Consider the following 22,882-nt stretch of genomic DNA (forward strand, 5'->3'; position numbering starts at 1 on the left):
TCAGCCGAACCAGCCCCACCACTTCAGGCGGAGCCAATCAAAAAACCCGTGCGTCCAGATCCAGACATAACGACGCTCGTCGATGTCGATCCGGCCCACGCCTTCCATGCCCGGTCGCAACGCCTGCGCCGCCTGCGGTTCCAGGCTGGCCTCCAGGCGGAACACGGTCTTGCCCTCCTGCACCTGTGCCAGCGGCACGATGCGCGTTACGGTAAACGGAATCTGCCGGTCCGGCATGGAGGCCAACGCCACCCGGCCGGTCTGGCCCACCGCCACGTCATCAATCAGGCGGTCTTCCACGTCCAGCCACAGCCGGTAGCCGTCGGGTGGTGACAGCTTGAACAGTTCCTGGCCGCGTTTGACGGCTTCGCCCAACTGCTGGCTCAGGTCGCCGCTGACGATGAGGCCGTCAAACGGCGCGCGCAACGTCGAACGCTGGATCTGTTCCCGATAGAACTGGATTTGCGCCATGGCCTGGCGGGCCTGGGCTTGCGCGATGGCGGAGGCCGCGCTGTCGCCACGCGCCGAGGCCTCTTCGGCTTGTCGGCGGTACTGCACTTCCAGATTGCCCGCGCGCAGCAATTCCAGTTCGGTCTCGCGCGTGTCCAAGGCGGCCAGGGCGTCGCCCTGTTTCACGGCATCGCCCGCGCGGCGCGAGGCATCGCTGATGTAGCCATCGAATGGCGCGGCCAACACACGCTGCACCACGCCTTGGACCGTGGCCGTCGCGCTGATGCGATACGGGCCGTGCGCGAAGACGGCAAACGCCACCGCTGCCACCAGGGCGACGGCCGCCAGCTTGCGGCCAATGTAACGGGGCCCAAGCAAACGGCCGGACTCACGCAATACCGCATCGCGCCACTTGCGCCAGAACGGGCGTTCCTGCTGCAAGCGCTGATGCAGCACGCGCCCGGCCAGCAGCACCACGCTTTGGCAAAGTTCGATGCTGGCTTTGTCGAACGGCAGGTCGTCCGGGCGCTCAAACACCAGCGCCCCGCGCGCATCGCCATCGGGTGCGAACGGGACCGTCAACACATTGCGGTTGCCGAATTCGCGCGCAAGCTTCTGGTGCGCGCGCAGCTGGATGGTGCGGTTTTCGTCCTGCGGCAAGCACAAGGTCGTGTTCTGGTCGATGGCTTCGTCCATGGCCTCGGCCACGCTGCGCACCAGGTTCATGTTCTGCACCAGCCGGCTGCTGTGCGACAGGGCATACACCTTGCTGCGGCCATCCTGCCTGAAACCGATGCTGACCCGGTCGCATTCCAGCCGCGTCGCCAGGTCGGTAACCAGCGTCAGCGCCACATCCTTGAACTGCCCTTCCTTCAATGAACGCGCCACGCAATTGATCACCACCATCAGGCGCTCGACCGTCTGCGCGCTATCGGTCTCCTGGCGCTGAACCAACCACAGTTCCAGCACACCCGCGCCCCAGCGCAGCGCCTGCACCAGCGGTTCGGGCGCCTGCATGGGGGTTTCGAATGCCGCCACGCCATGGATGCGGCCACCCAGCACGATGGGGTACGCCACCACCAGCCCGCTGGCATCCGCCGACACGGCCACTTCGCGGCCTTGCAAGGCTTCGTCCACGGCGCCATAGAACGCCGCCCCGGCACGGCTGCCCACCGGATACAGCGACACGGCTTCGAATGGCCCCGTGTCCGGCTCGCCCAGGATCAGCGCCGCATGGTGCACGCCCGGCAGTTGCCCCGCCTGTAAGGCAAGCCAGGCATCCAGGAAAGACTGGCGGTCGCTGGCGGTCGACAACGCCGACCACCAGGCCAGGTCCGCGCGCTTTACCTGCGCGGGCACGACAGCATCATTCATCCTTGCTTCCACTCTCCGTGAGCGCCGGCTGCCGCACGCTCAGTCCGCGCTTGCGGCTGGCCTTTGGCTCCCAGGTATTGGTTTTTGAATTGAACACGACCGTGGCGTTACCCGACTTGCCCAGCGCACCGCTCAAGCCCAGGATGCCCACCCCCGCCGCCAGGGCGACGTGCTCGGCCGTGGTGGCCTCGCGGGCGTTGTCGGCAGCCGCAACGTTGTCAGCCGCCTGATCCGCTTCCGACACCGCGTCCTGCGTTGCGGCTTCCTGGCCTGACGAATCGTCTGCCGGATTGGCCTCTTGCGGCTCCTGCTTCGGTGCCGGCTTCGGCTCCTGCTTCGATGCCGGCATCGCGCCGCTGGCGTATGCCTGGCCGCCACCATCCTGCAGCGTCTGATCCGTACGCATCGCCACCTCGTCCGGCGCGCCCGACGAAGCATAATCGGAAAGCCCGCCGTCGTGGCTTGCAATCACGATGTCCGGCACCGTCGGTCCCAGACGGATGCTGTTGACTGCATCCGACAGGCCCGGCACGTACCACGCGCCGGCGTTGGGCCGGGTCAGCAGCGGCTCGAATACCGGGCGCTGCCATTGGCCGAAATTGCCGCTCCAGGAATACAGATCCTCCAGTGCGCGGGTGATCAGGTCAGGCGTATTGCCGCCCATGCCGAAGCGGGTCAGGTTCACCACGCGGCCGCTCTCCGGTTCGATATAGATGGCGGCAAAGTCGCCCACCATCACATCTTTCGCGAAGCTGCCACGGAAGTTATCGGCCCCGATGCCGCCCAACATGTAGTTGCCGCCCGTGCCTGCCAGCAGAATGTCGTTGCCGCCAGAGGCGATATCAACCGTTTCGACTTGGCTCCAGCGGTCGTTGACGAACACCACGCGGCCGCTGTCGCCAAACATCACGTTGTTGCCCGCGCCGCTTTCCAACTGGTCGGCGCCCATGCCGCCGATCATCACGCCTTCGCCGTTGTTGTAGAGACTGTCCGAGCCACCCACCGACGGGTGGGTGGATTCGAACAAGGCGATCCGGCCGGCGGCGGTGAACACCGCCCGCGCGCCGTCGCCGGCGATCAGGTTGAAGCCACCCGCGCCCACGGCTCGGATGATGTCGTCGCCCATGCCGCCAAACAGCGCATTGCGGCCCGCGCCCACCGTGATGGTGTTCACGCCGCCCGACGGCAGGTTGATGGTTTCCAGCAGTTGCAGGCCAACGCCCGATAGATAGCGCGCGTCCGTGCCCGGCGCGGCGGCGTCAATGAAGTCGCCGCGATTGCGCAGGTAGTTGACCGGCTCCACGTTCACGATGCGGCCGAAGTTGGCGAACACGATGTTGTTGCCGTCGCCCGCCGTGATCGTGTTGGCGCCCGCCGACAAGCCATCAGCCGACGCACCCACCGCCAGCCCCGACGCCTGTTGCGGCGTCAGCACCAGCGTTAGCGCGGCCAGCGACTGCTGGTCGGCCACCGCGGCCACGCCCATGTTCATCGGCGTGTCCAGGTTGATGTTCATGCCGGCATTGCCGAACACGATGTTGTTGCCCTGGCCTGCATGGATGACGTTGTTGCCGCCGCCACCCGCGATCAGGTCATTGCCCAAGCCGCCCAGAATCACGTCGTTGCCCGCGCCGCCGTACAGGATGACGCCCTGCGTGGTGGTGCGTGCGTCCAGCACGTTGTTGCCACCGTTTCCAAAATGCAGTGCCTGGCCCGCCACGCGTTCACCGGGCAAGGCGGTGTAGTAAGCATCGTCCTGGCTGGTGGAACCAAACAACAGCACCGGCCGGTCCGTGCCGCCCACCGTGTTGCCTTCAGCCACCAGCAGGTTGTTGCCGCCGCCGCCCTGCACCAGGGTGACCGTGCCGACCGTGGCGTGGCGCACCGTGTAGGTGTCGTCGCCCTGGCCCAGCATCGTGTTCACCGACTGCACGCCGTGGAAGACGATGCCGCGGTCGAACACATGCGTGCCCGCCTGGCTCGTCTGCAAGACCGTGCCGCCGGCGCCACCCAGGCCCGGCGTCATGCCCAACCCGGTGATGCGGCCGAAGTCGCCGGCTTGCGCGTTGCTATACACGCGGTCCAGGCCACCCATGTTGTCGACCTGGTCCTGCATGCCGGTCTGGCCGGCCGTGGTGCCATCATTGAAAATGCGGATGCGGTCGTTGACGGGCGCGGTGGACGCCACCCCGTCATTGCGCGCAGCCAGCACGCCATCGGTTTCGCTTGGCAGGCCCACGCCCGCGTGCAGCGTGCCGTCGTAATCCGGGCGGTCCAGCGTATCGCCTTCGATCAGCAGCGTGCCTTGGATGCCCGAGACATCATGCGGCTGGTCGCCGTAGTTGGCGTGGCTGATGCCCGTTACCGGGTCCACCGTAATGATGGGCTGGTCGCTGGCGCGCGGGTTGCGCACCTTGCCCGGTTCGTTGGCGGGGCCGGCATAGGCCGGGTCCGCCACGCGCACCAGAATCGGCGGCAAGGCCACATCTTGCAAGCCGGGCATCGTCGTAAAGAGCGACGCCGACAAGTGCAGGTCAAGCCCAGCCAGGCTCAGCGGCGGCAGGCCTGCGCCCGCGCCGTCTTCCACCTTGACCAGCACCTGCTGCATGGCGTCCCACGCTTGCGCGCCAACACCGTTGGCGTCAAACGTCAGCACCACGCTTTGGTGCCACGTCAGCCCGCCGTCGGTCGACAGCAGCAGCCCGCGCCCTTGCAGGCTTTGCAGGGCGTCCGCCATGGAATCGGCGGCATTCAGGCCCACGCCTTGTGTCAACGAACCATACAAGGCGGATGCCACCATGGCGCTGCTCAGCGACACATAGGCCTGGCCCGAGGCCGGACGTGGCAACACGTTGGCATCCAGATTGATCGCCAGCGACAGCGTATTGCCGCCGTTGGCGTCCAACTGGCCCGGTTGCGCCGTGATGCTGACCGGCTGCGCGCCATCGAACACGTCGCGAGAACCGCCGCGGCCGGTCACGATGGTGTTGCCTGCCACATCGCCCGACAGATCGAAGGTATCGCTGTCGCGTCCGCCGATCAGGGTCGTGATGACGTTGCTGCGCGTGGACAGCACGTAGATGTGGTCGTTGCCTTCGCGTGCATCCAGATTGACGCGCTGGATGTTCTGGTAGCTGGTGTTCAGCCCCGCCCCACGGATTCCTTCCTGCGTCAGCACAAAGGCGTCGGCGTCTTCCGAGCCCAGCACGGTGTAGGTATTGATCCCGTCACCGCCATCCATCGACACCGCACCGTTGATAACGTAGTTACGATCGCCGTTGGGCTGTTGTTGCGCTTCCTTGAACGCGTAGACCATGAACTCGTCATCGCGCTTTCCGCCAAAGAGGGCCAGCGGCGCGGCGTTGCTGTAGACGCGGAAGACGTTGCTGCTGTTTTCCGCGCCGTACAGCGTCAGGCCGAAGCTGTTGCCGCGTGACAGATAGCCTTGCGTGGTCTGCACCGTATCGATCTGGTTGCCCGCGCCCACGTTCGGGAACTGGCGGTCCAGCGCGTACAACTGGCCTACCTGGTATTCGTTGTGCTTGGACGCATCGCTACCCAGGCCGCCGTCGATGACCACATACGTGCTGGTGTCATCAATATAGAAGCGGTTGCCACCGTCGACCGCATTCAGGCGCAAGCCGCCCGTCATGCTGCGGTCGTAGTTCACGCGCTGCACCTCATTCGCGTAGCCCGCGCCTTGCGGCGTGGTCTTCGCAACAAAGTGCTCGCGCACCAGGAAGGTCTCGTCCTGCGTGGTGCCGTTGATCGTCAGATGGTTCACGTCCGACAGGTTTTCAAGGCCGTTGTCGTCGGAATCGTGCACGTTGATCAAGATGGACGTCAGCGCTTCGGCCAGGTTCACGATGATGTGATCTGATCCCCGTCCACCGTCTACCTCCACGCGGTCCATCACACCGGCCACGCCTTGCTGGCTGGTCAGCGACGGCAGTTGATCCAGCACGATCAGGTCGTTGCCATCATTGCCGTGCAGCGACACGCCGCCGGCCAGCGCGCGCGCCGACAGGTAGATCGTGTCGTCACCCTCGCCCGCCAGCACGGTTGCACCGCCGCCCAACAGAATGCGCGCCATCCAGATCTTGTCATTGCCCGCGCCCGAGTCCACGGCCAGGCGGCCCAGGAAGTCCGAATCGGCCAAGGTGATCAGGTCGGCGCCCGCGCCGGTAGTGATGTCGGTGTTGCCGCCGACAAACACGGTATCCAGCAGCACAACGTTGTCGCCTTCGCCCGCGTTCACCCTCAGCAAGCCGATCAAGCCGCTGTCCTGCAACGTGATCTGGTCAGCGCTTGCGCCGGTGGTGATCGTGGAGTTGCCACCCACCGTCACCGTGTCCAGCAGCACGACGTTGTCGCCGTCACCCGCGTCTACGGTCAAGGCGCCCGTCAGAGCCGAGTCGACCAAGGCGATCTCGTCCACGCCCGACCCGGCCGTGATGGCGGTATCGCCGCCCACTGTCGCGGTTTGCAGCACGACGACGTTGTCGCCTTCGCCAGCGCTTACCGTCAGGGAGCCTGCCAAGCCGCTGTCCACCAACCCAATCAGGTCATCGCCCGATCCGGTAGTGATGAACGTATCGCCGCCCACCGTCACGGTTTGCAGCACGACGCCGTTGCCGCCGTTGCCCGCCACGACCGTCAGGTCGCCCGTCAGGCCGCTATCCACCAGCGCGATCACGTCATCGCCCGACCCGGTGGTGATAGACGTGTCGCTACCCACCGTCACAGTGTCCAACACCACGATGTTGTCGCCACTGCCTGCATTCACCGATACCGCGTCGCCAAAATCGCTGTGCGTCAACGTGATCAGGTCAGCGCCCGCGCCTGACAGCAGCGTCGCGCCGCCGCCCACGGTTACGGTATCCAGCAGCACGACGTTGTCACCGTCGCCTGCGTCCACCGTCAAGGTGCCCGTCAAATCGCTGTCCAGCAGCAAAATCGCATCCAGGCCGAAGCCGGTGGTGATGGCGGTATCGCCGCCCACTGTGGTCGTGTCCAGCAACAAGGTGTTGTCGCCATCGCCCGCCGTGATCGTCAGCGCGCCGGTCAGGCCGCTGTCTAGCACGGTGATCTGATCCGCGCCAGCGCCGGTGGTGATCGTCGTGCCGACACCCACCGTCACCGTATCCAGCAACACGATGTTGGCGCCTTCGCCGCCGTCCACCATGACCGAACCCGTCACGTCAGTGTTGCGCAGCGTGATCTGGTCGGCGCCAGAGCCGGTGGTGATCGTCGCGTCGACATCCACCGTCACCGCGTCCAGCAGCACGACGTTGGCGCCTTCGCCGCCGTCCACCGTCAGCGTGCCAGTGATAACGCTCTGCTGGAACGTGACGGCATCGTCGCCCGCCCCGGCCAGCACCGTCACATCGCCGCGCACGTCCGTGGCGTCGAACGTCACCGTATCGTCGCCGCCCAAGGCGCGCACCGTGGTCTGCTGCTGATTGATCAGCAGCGCGTTGACCAGAATCTGGTCTTGACCCGAACCGCCCGTGATATCCAGCAAGACGCCTTGCGTCAACGCGCCGTTGCCGTCCAGCGCGCCGCCAACGTCGGCGGTGTTGCTTAAGGTGATGGTGTTATTGCCGCTATCGCTGCCGTACACATAGATCTCGGGCGCCAAGAGGCGGCCGTTGATGTCCACCGCCGAGGCCTTGCCGTAGCCGGCCGTGCCACGGTCATCGCGGTCCACGCGCAGGTTCAGGCGCTGGCCAGCCTGGATCAAACCGCCTGCTTGCAAGCCGCTACGGCCCGCAACCGACAGGTTGTTGCCCGCCAGCAGGCTCAGCACGCCCAGGGTGCTGATCACCGAATCCGGCGCCAAAACAATATCGCCCGACGCGCCGGCCTGCGCGCCTTCGTGGCGCGCCACCAGCCACGCGTTGGCCGCGTTGATCTGGCCAACGTTCAAGGACAGCGCTTGCGACACGCCTTGCGCATCGGTGGCAGCGCCCAATTGCATCAGCGCCACGTCGCCGCCCGCCTGCACATTAATCGTCGACTGTGCGCCCACCGACGCCACGATCAGCGCGTCGTTGACCGCCGCGCCCACCGTGTCGGACTGCACGTAGCCGCCCACCGAACCACCCGCCACAAAGAACAGGCTGCCGCCGGTCACGACCGCATCGCTGCGCGCGTTGGACAGGCCCGGATGCGCGGTCTTGTCGTTGACGATGTTGGTGGCGCTGCTAAGGTGGACCTCATCGCGTGACCGCGACTCCACCCGCGCCAGCACCAGATCATGCGCGCCCTGTTGGCTGATCGACACCGAACCCAATGCCGACGCCACCAGGTAGCCCGACATATCCGTCAACAACGGCGTGCCCAGTTCACCAATGGTGCCGGACAGCGTTTCCAGCCACACGTTGCGCGCGGTGATCGCGGCCTGGCCCGAGGTCGTGCCGTTCAAGATTGCATCCAGCGCATAGATGCGCACATCGCCACGCGCCCCACCATCATCGACCACATCGATACCGCCCAGGCGCAAGCCATGCATGCCATACAGGTTGACGCCCTGCGTGGCCGACGCCCGCACCGTGGCCTGCATATCGGTCGCCGACACGCTGACCAAGAGTGGCGAGCCTTCCTGCGACACATCGGCTCCCAACTGGCCCACCGACTGCCCGGCAATCAGCGCGATTTCTCGCACATAGCCCAGGCCCGCCAGCTCGGCGGCGCTCAGGTCAGACAGCACCACGTTGGCGTACTGGCGCTGGCCTTCGGACGTGGCATTCAGAATGGACAAGCCCGCCTTCAATGTCACGCTGCCGGCCGACACCACCTGGCCCACGCGAAGGTTCGCATCGGTCTGGTAGGACGAGCCGCCCGCCGCCGTGCCCTTGGTATTGGCCAGCACCAGGTTCAAGTCCTGCGCGCCCAACTGCGACACACGCGCCACGCCGCCCGCCTCCACGTACAGCGCGTGGCCGGCGGACAGGCTCAGTTGCAGGTGCTTCGAGGCGTCGTACTGATAGATGCCATTGGCGTCCCGCGTACTGCCCACGATGTCCTGATCCGCCACCAGGCTGACCTGACCAGCGCTTTCCAGCGTGCCGGCATCGGTGCCGATGATGGAACCGCCCTGGGCGCTGACCGTGATGGTGATGCCGTCCTTGGCGTGGATATCGCCCAGGCGGATGCTGCCCTTCGGGGAATCCAGCCCGACCGTGGTGTCGCTGTAGGCGGACACCACGCCGTTCACGGCCTGCACCGCCAGCGAGCGCGTGAGCTTCAGCGTCAGGTAGCGCGGGTCGCGCATGTCGCCCACCAGCATGCCGCTGGCAAGCGCCTGCGGGCTGGCGCCGTCTTGCGCCATGTACGGCACGTTGACGGGCTTCCAGACCGGGTCCAGGAAGCCGCTGCCAATATCCACCACTTGCACGCCATTGGCGCGCGCGGCGGCCATATTGGCCTGCCATTGGCTGATTTCACCGGCCGACGCGCCTTCCAGCAGCTTGCTGTTGTAGATGAAGACCTCGCGGCTGTTCTCGTACAGGCCGAAGCGGTCGGCGAACAGGAACTGCACCGCGCTATTGGCCGACAAGGTCGTGCCCAGCTTCAGCGATGCGTCGTTGGAGAACACCGGTTCAAAGCGCTGCCACAGGCTCGTGTCGCTGAAATCCACGCTGGCGCGGTCCAGTGGCGTGGTGCCGGCCGGGCCGATGTAGCGATACAGCGTGTGGTACACGCCCGCCAGGTTGACGGCGTTGGCGCGCGACAAGATGGCCTTGTCGGCCTCTGGCAACGAGTCAAACACGTTGGCGCGTTCGTCATCCGACAAGCCGTCCAGGCTGGGCAGTTGCAAGGTGTAGTCGCCCAGCTCGGCGCCAATGGAACCCTGGCCCGAGGTGCGCAACACGATGCCGCCGCCCGCCTTCACGTTCAGGAAGCGGTCCGCGGGCGGTGCGCCATCCGCATCGCCGTCCACATCGAACACCTGTTCGTTGATGGCGGCCGACACCGGATACAGCAGGTTGTTCTCGATATTGCGCAACGTGGCCGTCGAGAAGTAGAAGAAGTGGCCCGCGTTGTAGGTCTGGCCGTACAGCGCGACATCGGCCGCCGTTTGCGTTGGCGCATCCGAACGCAGCGTGTAAGTGCGCGTGTAGGCTTCCACACCCGCGCCGTTCAGGCTGGACGCGTCAAACGCCAGCGTGATGGCCCCGCCCATATTGGGATACAGCGCCAGCAAGCCATCGTTCTGCCCTGCCCCCGTCTGGTACAGCATGGCGTCGGCCAGCGACGCCGCCAGGCGGATCGTGCCGTCCGCGCCCACGATGGCGTAGTACGCCGTGTCGGCCCGCACGTTGCCCACCGATTGGCGGAAATAGATCTCGTCGCCGGTACGCAGCGCCCGCAGCTGCCCCGTGCCATCGTCCACGATGTTCATGTTGGCCAGCTTGAAGCTGCCCGATCCCACCGCCGTCAGGCCGGAACTGACCGTGCCCACCGACGACTCCAGGCGGTCACGCCAGTAGTTGTGGTATTCGGCCGTCTGCGCCAGTTCCTTATCGACCACGTAGTCGTAGACGATCTGGTTGCGCGTGGACTTGACCAGGTTCTGCGCCGCCGTGATATCCAGCGCGGCAGGCAGGTAGTTGGGGTCGAAGCCCTGGTTCTTCAGCTGTTCGTGCAGCGCCTGCATCTGCGCGTTCAAGCCTGCCGTTGAACCGGCGGCCTGCGTCTGGAACAGGTGGGTCGATACGGTGAACATGCCGTTCACGTCGGCCGCGGCAAAGCCGCGCAGCAGCTCACCCGTGATGCCGGCGTCGGTGAACAGCGCCTTGACCAGTTCGCGGCCCTCGGGCGTCTGGTTCAGCAGTTCAATCTGCTGATGCAGCACCGCCTGTTCCTTGGACGCAAATAGCTGAACCGTGTTGTTGGCCCCCACCAGCACGTAGTACGCCACGTTGGTTTGCAGGCTGGCCGTCTTGCCGATCTGCACGCGCACGTCGTTCAGATAAACACGGTCGTAGTTCTGCAGGGCGCGGTAGCCCGTCACCTGGCCGTTGGCATCCGTGACCGGCACGATATTCATGTCGGTCAGCGTGATGACGTTGTCGGCCGACACGGTAGCGCCGCTGGCGGCGGCGTCCAGCAGCTTCACCGCGACCGCGCCCGGCGTGCTGCCCGCCACGCCGAAGATCTGCGCAATCGTCACCGCCGCCCCGTTATTGAAGGCGCCATCGACGCTGCTGGACAGCGTCACGACACGGCCGTTCACGCTCTGGATGTAATAGATGGCGGTCTGCGTGGAGTTCGCAAAACTCAGCTCCACGCGCTGGCCTTGCACCAGGCGGTCGTTGCCCGGCAAGGTCAGCGTGGCCACGCCGAACTGCGTCAGCGACTGCTGTGTAAAGCCGTTGTCCACCAGGCGGATGCCGGCGTTCACCGTCATGCCCTGCAAGGTCGGCGTATAGCTGCCCGACGTCGTGGTGTCGTGAACGTTGGTGTTCTGGTAGACGTTCAGGTCTTCCAACTGGGACTTCTGCGCATACACCTTGCCCGAGAACGTGATGCGGCCGGTCAGCCATGCGCTATCGGGGCTGGACGCCGTCAACGGGTTGCCGTTGGCGTCCACAATGGTCAGGATGTGCAGCGTGCCATTGTGATAGACACCCAGGTCATGGCCTTGCAAGCTGCCATTCTGGTTCGTCATGTAGAGCTCAAGCCCCGCCAGCGAGATTGACTGCCCGCTTTGCAGCAGCGCCTTGATGCTGTTGGCCAGTTGCGTGCGCGCAACGTCACTCACGTTGGCGTTGGTCAGGTCCCAGCTGAAACCATTCCCCATGTCGACGAAGTCGTCATAGCCGGCGCCCGCCGTTTCCGTATAGGTATAGAACGGCAGCAGGTTCGTGCCGAACCAGCCCCAATTGTTGTTCGGGGTATCCGAAGTCAGCACGCCCTGCTTCAGCGCCGCCGCGCCAAAGCCGCGCTGGATCGTGTAGGCCACGGCCGTGGAGCCGGTGCCCTTGCCCAAGCCCGTCAGGCCGTAAATCAGCTGGGACGGCAGCGTCGTGGAGGTGACCGCGTTCGCGCCATTGCGCACGAAGAAGCTCTTCAGTGACACGGCCGCGCCCGAGAACGTGATCGAAATCTGGTTCTGCGCGTTGTAGATGCCGGTTGCCGGCGTGCCGTCGGCCTGTACCAGGCTCAGCGATTCGATGCGGCGCGTATAGCTGACGCCGTCGATCGTGAACGTGATCTCGCTGCCCACCAAGCCATTGACGGCGCTGTTCATCCACTGGTTGTAGTCCTGCACCGAACTCACGGACGGCACCGACCAGCCCAGCGTATTGCCGGCCAGTTGAAGCTGGTTGCTGGTGATGGTGCGTTCAATGACCGACCAGGTGCTGCCCGGCGTCGTCGCCGTCAAGTTCGCGTACAGCGACCCGGCGCCGGTGTTGATCTGTCCCTGCGGATGGTCCAGGTTATATTGATCAATCGCCGCGATGATGTCGGCGGAAATGTTCTGATCGTTGGCGCCTAGCGCCGGTGCCGCCGTGCCAGCCCCTGGCACCGCGGGACGCGTGGCGTTCTCGGAACCGGTGATGTCGCCCCCGCCCTGCGTGCCGGCCGCATTGCCGAACACGATGCTCAGGTTGTGGTGGCCGGTGCTGTCCACGCTGGTCAGGTCGCCCACATACGGCGACTTCAGCGTGATCAGGATCGTGTCGAAACTGTTCGACCCCCACCACTGGCCCGTGGGGACGATCTGGTCAATTGTCAGTTGCTGGCCGTCCACCAGGATGTAGGTGTAGGTGCGCAACCCGGCAAGCGCGCGCTGATACAGGTCGCCCTGCGTCTGACCCGACTTGTCGGCCAGGGCGTTCAACTGCGCATTGCTCAATTGCAGGCGCAAGGCACTGGACCCCTGCTGTACCGACAACGCGCCAGACGGCAAGGTGAACGAAATCGGCAGATTGGCGTTGGACTGATCCGTGGCGTCGGCCAGCGCGTACGACGGACCGTACAGCACGCCCTGGCTGCCGGCCGTGTAACCCAGCGAGGCCAGCGACACCGGCCCCGCATTCGCGGTCGGGTTGAGGGGGTCGTACACGGTGAACGTGAACTGGTAGACGTTGTTCGTGCCGCTGCCGGCCACCAGGCCCAGATAACCCAGAATTTCCTTACGAACGTTGCCGTTCAGGCTGTCGTTGTAGGCCAGGCGCACCAGATGCTGGCCATCCACGGCCGCCTTGAGCGCCGCCGCGTACTGGTCCGCCGTCATCGTCAGCGCCAGATACTGGCCGCCTTCGGCCTGCGTGCTCAGGTAGGTGCCGACGCCGCCCAGCGTGATCGTGGCGGTCTGCAACGAGCGCACGCCCGACCAGTAGCTGTCGTACTGCGCCAATTGCGCGTTCAGGTCCGCCAGAATCTTGGCCGTGACCGTCGGGTACGCCTTCTCGGTGGCGGTGCGGGTATCGGCAAGCTCGCCATCCAGCAGCGAACCGCCGTTCAGCGTGATGTTGACGCTGCCCAGCTCTGCGTAGACGGATGCCTGTGGGTTCGTCCAGTTCACCGGCTTAACCAGCGTCAGGTCGGCGTTCAGCACGTTCTGCGCCAAGTAAATGCTCTTGTCGGCGCCGGCCGGGCCGCCCGCCAAGCCCGCCTGGGCGGCAAAGCCCTGGCGCGCGTTGATGGTCAGCGCCTTGGACGCCGTGCCGATCGCGCCATAGCCTGCGTTCAGCTCGATGCGGTTGCCAGACACGACTGTGTCGGTGCTGCTCGTTGACGCATGGGCGAAGATGCCGTTACGCGCCTCGATATACACCGTGCCCGCCGACGAGTTCACATTCTTAAGCGTCGCCCACGAGCTATTACCGCCGTCCGAGAAGTAGTTCAGGCGGATGTCGTTGCGCGCTTCCGCGCGGGTGTAGCCGTTGGAACCCATCACATTGAGCGTGATCGAACCGCCCAGCGCGATGGCATCAACGTTGACCTGCGCGCTGGCGCCAGTGGGCATCTGCCCGTTCACATCGCGCGCCATGATGCCGACTTCGCCCTGCATCGTGATGGACGTCGGCGTTGACGCCGACACCGCCTCGATGTGTACCGACTTTTCGTTGCCCACGATCAGGTTGCCCGCCAGCGTGATATCGCCATTGCTGCGGATGTAGATCGCGTTGTCGGCGTTGCTGGAGCCCATGAAGCTCAACGTGATCTCTTGCGAGGCCGGCATGTAGAAGGTGAACAGCTCTTGCTGCTTCTTCTCGACCACCTGCGTCAAGGTCGTCGTCTTGGTACGCAGCCAGCCACCGCCGCTGGTGTGCGGGCCGTCGTTACGCACGATGACGCCGGTATTGAACTTGCGGTAGGCCACGCTGAAAACAGAGGTATCCAGCGCCGTGCCACCCGAGGTATCCAGGCGGTAGTGCTTGCCGTCGGGGCCTTCGATGCTGCCGTTGGCGTCTTCCACCAGCGTTTGCGTGCCGCTGCCTTCGATGGTGGCCGGCAACAGCGCGTCGTCCAGCTTGCCGCTGGCGATCAGTTGCTGCTTCAGCGCGTCCGGCACCGAGTTGACGCCGTCATAGGCGACGACCGTCGACACCAGCACGGGGCGGGGCGTCTCGAAGACCGTCACGGGGCCAGACTTGCTGGTGTTCTTGTCGGTCAGCCAGCCCAGCGGATCGAAGTCGCCAAACAGGTTGAATTGCTTGGTGGTGTAGACGGTGGTGGTGGTTTCGCCCGAACTCCAGCCCATCACCCACACCATCATCTGGCCGGCCTGGGGCTTGTAGCTCAAGGTCAGCGTATTGCCGTCTTGCAACGTGCCGGCGGTGTTGCTGGAACCCGCCGCGTTCTGCTGACCATTGCCGTTGTCGTACACCCAGATCCAGCTCAGCGCGGTGGGGTCGGACGAATTCGGTGTGACCTGCACAAACTTGTTCCAGACGGTGTGGACGACGTTGTTCGTGCCTTGCAGCTCGTACAAGTCCTTCTGGCCACGCGCCGTGTCGATGATCTCGATGCGGCCACGGCGGTAGGTGCTGACGTCGATGTCGCCCGTCACCAGTGCATAGGTCGTCTGGTTGTCGATGTGCACCGACGCGTAGCCATTGGCCACGATCAGGTTGCCATTGCCCACCGACACGATCTGACCGGTTAGCGAAATGCTGCCGCCCGCCAGGCGGATCGGGTCCAGGATGATGGTCTGCGTGGCATAGTCAAAACGGCCGGTGATGGCGCCGTAACGGTTCAACGAGCCATCGGCGCTGAACGACACGCCGCTGATGGCGTAGCCGTTGCCGTCTTGCAGGGACTTGTCCTGGTCGCCACGGAACGAGCTGTCGATCTTGATGTAGGCGTCGGTCAGGCCGCTCTGGATCTTGCCGTCGATGTTCAGCGTCAAGGCCGAAATGCTGACCGCGCCCAGCGCGAAGATGCGCGAGTCGCGCGCCGCCAAGTTGTTGTTCAGGTACTGCGCGAACGAGTCCAGCTTGGTGTAGCCCCACTTCAGCAACACGTTCTGCATCGTGTCGCTGATACCGGTGCTGGTGCTGTTGCTCTTCAATGCGTTGATGACGTTCGTCCAACTGTCGTTGAGCAGCGTCGGGTTGGTGCCGGTGTTGAACCAGCCTTCGCTTTGCAGGCTGAAATTGCCCTTGGCCACGATGTCCAGGCTGACCGCCTGAATCGTGCCCGACACATTGATGCTGCCCAGCGCGTTGATGACCGACACCTTGCCCAGCGGGTTGACCACCGCGCCCAGCAGGCCCAGGTCCACCGGCGCGCTTGCAATCATCTTGGCCAGCGAGTCGTCCGTGCCTTCGTTCAGCGCACCGCCGAACGGGTCAGCCGCCCAGGTGTTCTTGATCTGGCTGATGTTGACTTCGGCCGTGTCGGCGCCTGATGCGCCCTTGACCGACACGTCGTTGATGTACAGGTGCCCGGTCTTGAAGACCTTCAACTGGCCGTCGGCGCCCGGCCGGATGATGGTGCCGTCCAGCACCACCGCGTCATACACGTTCATCAGCATCGGGGAATCGTTGACGATGTTGATCTGCGTGTTGGCGCGCGCGTCGATGCCCGACCGGTTCACGCCGCTGGTGTCCGTCGCGCTGACATACACCGAGCCGCCCGAGGCATACATGTCGGGAATTTCAACGTAAAACGTGCTGAACGAATCCAGATAGCGGATCTGCCCATCCACCACCGTCGCCATCTGGATGCTTTGCAGTTGGCGCTGCAAGGCGGCAATGTTGGCCTGGTAACGGGCCACCGCCTGCGGGTCGGACGCGTGTTCGGCCTGCATCTTGGTCAGCGTGCGAATCTGCTCGCTGATGATGTTCTGCTGGCTGGCGTAACGCAGCGTGGGCCTGCCCACGTCCACGGTCTTCAGCACGAAGTACAAGCTGCCCACCTGGGCGGCGGCGGTCGTGCCGAAGTCCGAGCCCAGCGCATCGTCCATCTGGGCTTGCGTCGGGTTGTTCAGGCGCAGCCAGTAGCTGTTGCCGTAGTTCTCCGCGGCCAGATCCAGGTCGCGGCTGTCCAGGCTGTTGTAGCGGTAGTAGTTGTTGCCGTCCTTGATGATCATGCCGGTCGTGACGTTGACCTTGATGTCGCTGGCGGTGAATGCCGTCAGCTCATAGTTCACGTCGATATTGACCGTGCCGGCCGCGCCGTCTGTGCTGGTCCTGCCCGCGCCCAGCAGCTTTTCCAGAATTGCCTTGACGACAGCCGAGTTCGAATCGAACTTCACCGCGCCGCCGGCCGCCTGCACGCCCAGGCCGGACAGGCCCAGTTCCTTCAGCAGTTCAGCCGGAATCACAAACAGGTTGGCCGCGTTGTTCACGCCCGCGATGATCTGCGTGGCCGCGCCCGTCGCCACCTTGCTGGACGTGCTGTCCACCACGCCATCGGCCAGATCCGCCGTGGGGTTCAGGTTCAGCCCGATGACCTGCACCGTGCCATTCACCTTGGCCTGGTCCAGCGTGGACGGGTTGGTTTCCAGGCGCACATTGCGCTGCGCCTTCAGCAGCGAGCCATTGGACGACACGCCGTCGATCAGCACCGTGTTGATCTGGCGCGCCTTCGCGCCGCTGTCCACGTCCGGAATCTGGGCAATGCCCACCAGCGTGAACGACACGTTGTCGTTGGCCAGCAGATAGCCGGTGGACAAGGGGTCGGACGCCTTGCCGCTGCCGGCCAGCGCCAGGATGCTGTCGGCCTCGATCGACGAATTGTCGATCTCGATGGCGTTGCGCACTGTCAGGTTGTTATTGCTGTCGGACTTGCTGAAGCTGGATACCGCCACCACCAGCAGGTCGCTGATGGTGGTCGTGACGCCGCGCGTGTTCGCCGCCATGACCACGTCGCCAAAGGCGTTGCGCAGGAAGGCGCCGTCCACCTTGACCTTGGACAAGGCGCCGTCGGTGCTCAGGTGGTTGGTCGACAGCGTGACCGATACGCCGGACACGCCGGTGATCTTGTTGCGCTGCGTGTAGATGATGTCGTTGGTGGTGACCAGGTCCAGCATGCCCGGCGTGCCGTAGTCGCCGCGCGCGCTCACCACCGTCATGCCTGCCGACGTGACGGTGTCGCCCGCCTGGCGCGAGCCGGTGATGGTGATCGTGGATTCCGGCTTTATCGTCACCGTGTGCTTGCTGACGTCGGCGCCCGCCACCTTGACGGAATAGCCGCTCAGCGTGGACGTGCCGCGCACCGTGTTGTTGCTGCGAATGTCCAGCTTGTTGCCCGTGACCTGTGCGCCGCCGCTGATGTCGATGGCCGACTTGCCGCCGACGTCCACGTCGATCTTGCCCTGGCGGCCCGCCACCAGCGCGATCGTGCCGGCGTCCATCTTCACGTCCACCGACTGCACCTGCCCCGCCGTGATGCTGAGCAAGGTGCCGTCCACGCGGGCGTTGTTGCCGATGGACACGCGCGCGTCCAGGTTCGTCGTCAGCGACGCGGAGTCAATCGACACCGTCACCCCGCCCACTTCCAGCGAACGCGCTTCGGCCAGCAAGCCGGCTTCGCCGTTGCGTTCGGTGGTGGCGCCCACCGTGATGCCGACGATATCGCCCTGCACCGTGGCATTGTCGATCGACGCCTTCAGCGATCCGCCCAAGCGCGTTTCGGCGCTCATCACGCCCACGCCGATCACGCCGCCCGTGATCGCCTTGGAATAGGCGCGGCCGTAGTAAGTACCTTGCGCATTGATGTTGACCATGCCGGGCGTCGTGCCCAGGCCGGGCGACGTCACCGACACACCGGTCAGCACCGCGCCGTTCCTGGCTTCGGCCAGCGTCGTCGTGGCAATGTCCACCAGTGCCTTGTTGACATTGACGGCCAGCCCCGTGGTGGCGGCCACGCCGGCCGTCTGGGTCTGGCCGAAATCCACGCTGACCAGCGCGTTCATGTCCACCACTGGCGCGGCCACATTGGCGCCGTCCACCGACGCCGTGGTGGTGTCGCGTGCGATGTTCTCGGCAATGCCCACGCCGACCGCCACACCCACCACGCCCACCGCCACGCTGACTTGGGTCAGGTCGATCTGCGCCGTGACCTGGGTGTCGGCCGTGATCTCGACCTTGCCCAATGCGCCGACCTTGCCGCCGCCCGTGATCTTGGCGCTGACGTTGTTGCGGGTGTTGTTCGTGACCCGAACGCCTGCGCCCGATGCCGCGATGCCGCCACCCACCGCAACCGATGCGGTCACGGCGTCCAGGCCCTTGAAGTCGGTCTGTTCCAGCGCCAGCACGGACACAGCGTCATACGCGCCCACGTTCTTGCCGCTGGCGGTATTGATATAGGCACTGACCTGGTTCTCGGCCACGCTGTCCACCAGCGTCACGGCCAAGGCCAGGTTCAGGCCGAAGCTGCCCGGCACCGGCAACGAAGCCGCCACGGCCACGCCGTACGCGCCGGACTTCAGGATGGTGCTGGTGTCTTGCGCCCGCACCGTCAACGAGCCCGCGCTGCCAGCCAGGCCCGCCGTCACCTCCGACCCCTGGATATAAGCCGACGTCGTCGTGGCAAAGCGGTTCGTGACTTGCACGCCCGACCCCGCTGCCGAGCCGCCGAAGCCCGCCACCGCCACGCTGCCGGCGAAGTTGACGCTGGTCAGCGTCTCGGTGGACGTCGCCAACACATCCACATTGCCCTTGGCGACCGTGATGGTGCTGTTATCGATATACGCCAGCGCGCGGTTGCTACGGCTGACGCCGTCGCCCGCGTACGCGCCAAACGTATTGTTGGCGATCGACACGCCGATGCTGGCCGCAAGGCCCGCACCCGTTGCGCTGACCGACACCGCGCCCGTCACCGCCGAAATGGTGGACGTATTGTCCGCCTTGACCGACACGCCCGTGCCTGCCGTGATGGTCGAACCGGTGATGTAACCGCCCACATCGTTGGCGATGATGTGCGTGCCTTCCGCGCCCGAGCCGGACACGGACACGCCCGAGAACCCGGCCGCAACCGATGCGGCCACCGAGACGCCATCCAGCTTGGCGGTTTCCTTGGCCGACACGGCCACCGAGTCAGACACGTTCAGCGTGGACGCCGACACGTAGGACTGCACGCTTGTGGCCGCCACGTTGCTGGCCACCGATGCGCCCACGGCGAGCGATCCGCCCGTCATGGCAAACGCCAACGATGCGCCAATGGCCTTGGCGTCCAGCGTTGTTGTGTCTTCGGCTGCGATGGACACGCGCGTCATCTGCGCGCCCGTGCCGACGTTCAGCACCGAATTCGCCACCGACGCTTCCACCGCGCCCAGCGCCTTGTTGCTGGCCAATGCCACGCCTACCGACAGGGCCAGGCCCTGCGACGTGCCCGACAGGCTGGCGCCCGCGGCCGTAGCCTTAAGCGTGGACGTATTCGTCGCCTTGACGGACAGGTTGTCCGCCCCGCGCACGTTGGCGTCAATCTGGGTCAGGCCGTCCACCTGCGCGCGCGTCACGGCGTGCGTGGTGTTCGAGGCGTTGGAGCCCGCTGCCGCCAGCGCGACGCCGTTGTACGCAATGCCCACCGCGCCCGCCACCACCACGGTTTCCAGCGTCTGGATCGTGTCGGCGGTGACATTGATGGCGCCCAGGTTCGACACCTGGGTGTTGGACAGCGTGGCGCGTGCGCCCGCATCCTGCGTAATGGTGTTCTCGGCCACCGACGCGCCGATAGCAAGCGAGCCGCCCGCCGCCGTGAAGGCCACGCTGGCAACCACCACCGTGGCCTTGATCGTGCCGCTCATGTCGGCATCGATGGTAAGCGCGTTGGCTCCATTGCCGTTGATGCGCGAGCCGTTCATCACCGCCGTTGCGGACGAACTGATCACGTTGCGTGCATCCGCGCCGCCGCCTGCCAGCGAAATGCCGCCCAAGCTCACGCCCACGGCAACCGACGCCGCAACCGACACGGTATGAATGCTGGCCTTGCTGTCCGCCTTGACGGTAATGGCGGGTGCGTTGACGAAGTTCACCCCGTCAACCTTGGCCACCGCCGCGTTGCCCACGTCGTTCTGCGCAAGCGATGCGGCCACCGACAAGGACGCCGTGGCGCCCAGCGACACCGCCACCGAGATCGCAACGGCGGCAATCGTGCTGTCGATGCGCGCCACGTCCATCGCCACGACCGATACACTGGCCGCGTTCCAGGCATGCGCCTGGTTCACATCCGTGATGCGAGCAGTGATGCCCGTCTTGATCTTGTTGACGGCCCGCGCGCCTGCGCCGGCCCCCGACACCGCCAGGCTGGCGCCGTCCACGATGGGCGGCGCGTAGGCCACCGACACCGCGACCGCGCCCGCCACCACCACGGCGTCGATGCTTTGCTGCTGGTCGACGCTGCCGTCGGCCTTGAACGTGGCGTTGCTGGCGTTCACGCTCACCGCGCCCGCCGTCACCGTGCTGCCGTCGATGGACGCCACGATCTCATTGACCGGACGGCCCGCGCCCAGCGCCACCACCTGGCCGGCGCTGTTGACGTCATAGCCGATGACGTTTTCGGCCATGGCCACGCCGATCGATGCCGAGGCCGCCGCGTAGTGGCTGACCGACACCGATGCCGACATGCCCAGCACTACCGCGTTGATCTGCGACAGGCCCAGCGCCAGCACATCCAGCGCGCCCAGCGTGTTGCCCGCGCCAGACGTGTTGATGATGGCGTCCGCAATGCCCGCCTGCACGCTGGCCGAAATCACGTTGCGCGCCAGCGCGCCACCGCCACCGATGGCGGCATTGGCGCTATCGCCCACCGACACCGCGACGGATGCGCCCAGCACCACCGAGGTGATGTCGGCCTGTTGCGTGGCGCTGACGGTCAGCGCCGCGCCGCCCGTTTCCACCGTGCCGCCCTGAATGTGGGCATGCACGGTGTTGAAAACCTTGTTGACCGCTACGCTCGTGCCCACCGCAATGGCCACGCCCGCGCTGCCGGCCTGCACGCTGACCGCCCCGCCAATGGCGATGGCGGTGATGGCCGCGCGGTCGCTGGCGGACACGGTCATGCCCTGGCTGCCGCCGCGCGTGCGAATGACGGAGTTGTCCACCAGCGCCTTGACGATGGTGCTGATGTCGCTGATGGCGACCGACACGCCCACGGACGCGCCCGCGCCCATGCCGCCTGCCGACACCGCCACGGCCAACGCACCGGCCACGGTGACGATGCTGCCGGTGTTCTCGGCGTTGACGCGCACGTCGCCGTCCATGACGCCGCCCGCCTTCGGGTCGACATTGCGCAGCGTCGCCTCGACCGAGCCGCCGATGGTGTTGCCGCTGCCCGCGCCCGCGCCGGCCCCGGCAAAGCCCTGGCCCACGGCCACCGCTGCCGCCACGCCGATCGACGCCGACACGATGCGCGAGTCATTGATTGCGTCTACGGCGATGCCGTTGGCCGAGCCGATCTGCGTGCGCAGGCCCGTGTCGTTGGCCGATGTGCCATCGATATAGGCGCGTGTGTTGTTGCGCACCGTGTTGTCGGTGGCCGACACGCCGGCCGCGATGCCCGCGCCGCTGCCCGGCGACACCGCCACGCCCAAGCCGCCCGCGACCGCCAGCACATAGCCGTCGTCGCGCGCCTGCACGGCCACGCCCGGCGCGCCGCCCGAGGACAAAGCCTCGACCAGACGCGCGTTGCGGATGCCGGCTTCATTCTTGCTGTTGACGCGGTTGATCGACACCGCGCCGCCCACCGACACCGCCGCTGTGCCGACGGCCACGCTGCCGGCCACCGTCACGTTGTGGATCTGGCCGGTAAACAGCGATGCCACCTGCACGTGCGCGCCGCGCACGGCACCCTGCGTGTCGCGAATCAAGGCCGACACCGAATGCTCGCGGGCCGTGCCCGCGGGCGCGCCGCCCACGTAGTTGTAGGACAGGCTGGCGCCCACCGCCACGCCCGCGCCTTGCGAGCCCAGGCCCAGCGCCACGGCGCCAGCCAAGCTGTTGATGGTGGACGCATCATTGGCTTGCACCACGATGTCGCCGTCCGCCACGACGTCCTGGCCGCTGACGGTGTCGCCGATTTCTGCGGTGATGGTGTTGGCAATCCAATTCAACACCGCCGACCCGCCAAAGCCCACGTTGGCGCCAGAGCCACCCGCCGCGACCGCGCCGCTGACCGCCATGGCGGAGATCTGCGCGTTCAAGCCCGGCGACAAATCATCGGGCTTGGCGAAGGTGGCCTGCACCACGATGTCGCCCGCCGCCGACAGCGACGAGCGCACCGCACCCGCATACACCGTGTCGAAAATCTGGTTCACGGCAAACGCCATGCCGGCCGCCACGCGGCCCCCCACCGACACCGACACATTGCCGGCCAGCGCCGAAATGCTGGCCATGTCGCGCGCGGCGATACGGATATCCCCCGTGGTCGCGGTGACCGCGGCGTCGAGAATCTGCGCGTGTACCGTGTTCTGAATCGTGTTGACGGCCACCGAGCCGCTGACTGCCACGCCCGCGCCACCCGCCAAGCCCACCGACACGTTGTAGATGCTGGCACGCTCTTCGGCGCGTACCTGGACGGATTCTGCCGTCACCGTCGCCGAGGCAATAGCGGCGCGCACGTTGTTGCGCATGTCCGCCACGCCTACCGATGC

The 22,882-nt window shown here is 65.7% G+C and carries 2 protein-coding genes (1 of these 2 only partly in view); both read right to left on the reverse strand.

Features of this window, described 5'->3' with window-relative positions; genetic code table 11:
• Nucleotides 1-1,824: an efflux RND transporter periplasmic adaptor subunit gene (locus P8T11_RS07545; protein WP_268077527.1), complete on the reverse strand. Its 1,824-nt coding sequence runs from the start codon at nt 1,822-1,824 to the stop codon at nt 1-3.
• Nucleotides 1,817-22,882 carry the 3' portion of a DUF4347 domain-containing protein gene (locus P8T11_RS07550; RefSeq protein ID WP_268077526.1) on the reverse strand. 11,241 nt of this gene lie beyond the right edge of the window, so only the last 21,066 of its 32,307 coding nucleotides appear in the window; its start codon lies beyond the right edge, outside the window; it ends in the stop codon at nt 1,817-1,819. Before P8T11_RS07550 ends, P8T11_RS07545 begins: the two co-directional genes overlap by 8 nt.

This window comes from Achromobacter spanius (assembly GCF_029637605.1).
Classification (GTDB): Bacteria; Pseudomonadota; Gammaproteobacteria; order Burkholderiales; family Burkholderiaceae_B; genus Achromobacter; species Achromobacter spanius_E.